The organism is Phaeovulum veldkampii DSM 11550, from assembly GCF_003034995.1.
In the GTDB taxonomy this organism is placed as follows: Bacteria; Pseudomonadota; Alphaproteobacteria; order Rhodobacterales; family Rhodobacteraceae; genus Phaeovulum; species Phaeovulum veldkampii.
This window is the reverse complement of the sequence record NZ_PZKF01000132.1, coordinates 1-751: the sequence shown is the minus strand read 5'-3', so window position 1 is coordinate 751 and position 751 is coordinate 1. Positions and strand designations below refer to the sequence as shown.

Genomic DNA, 751 nt, shown 5'->3' with positions numbered 1-751 from the left:
GACACACGGTCCTCACGGACCATATGTGAAATAATTGGTTTTGATGTCTTGATGAATCTTCAGTTTTCAAGGAACAATCGAGGGACGAACCCTCAAAACTGAACGATGGGCAATGCCACATGGACATTTTCCTTAGAAAGGAGGTGATCCAGCCGCACCTTCCGATACGGCTACCTTGTTACGACTTCACCCCAATCATCTGTCCCACCTTCGGCGGCTGGCTCCAAAAAGGTTACCTCACCGACTTCGGGTGTTACAAACTCTCGTGGTGTGACGGGCGGTGTGTACAAGACCCGGGAACGTATTCACCGCAGTATGCTGACCTGCGATTACTAGCGATTCCGACTTCATGCAGGCGAGTTGCAGCCTGCAATCCGAACTGAGAACGGCTTTCTGGGATTGGCTCCACCTCGCGGCTTCGCTGCCCTTTGTACCGTCCATTGTAGCACGTGTGTAGCCCAACTCATAAGGGGCATGATGATTTGACGTCATCCCCACCTTCCTCCGGTTTGTCACCGGCAGTCTTCCTTAGAGTGCCCAACTTAATGCTGGCAACTAAGGACAAGGGTTGCGCTCGTTGCGGGACTTAACCCAACATCTCACGACACGAGCTGACGACAACCATGCACCACCTGTCACCCTGCCCCGGAAGGGGAAGGTACATCTCTGTACCGGTCAGGGGGATGTCAAGAGTTGGTAAGGTTCTTCGCGTTGCTTCGAATTAAACCACATGCTCCACCGCTTGTGCGGG

General features: G+C 53.1%; 1 rRNA gene. It reads right to left on the bottom strand.

The features are described from left to right. Positions 1 to 136 precede the first annotated feature (136 nt). Positions 137 to 751, bottom strand: a 16S ribosomal RNA gene (locus C5F46_RS16265); the annotation flags it as partial.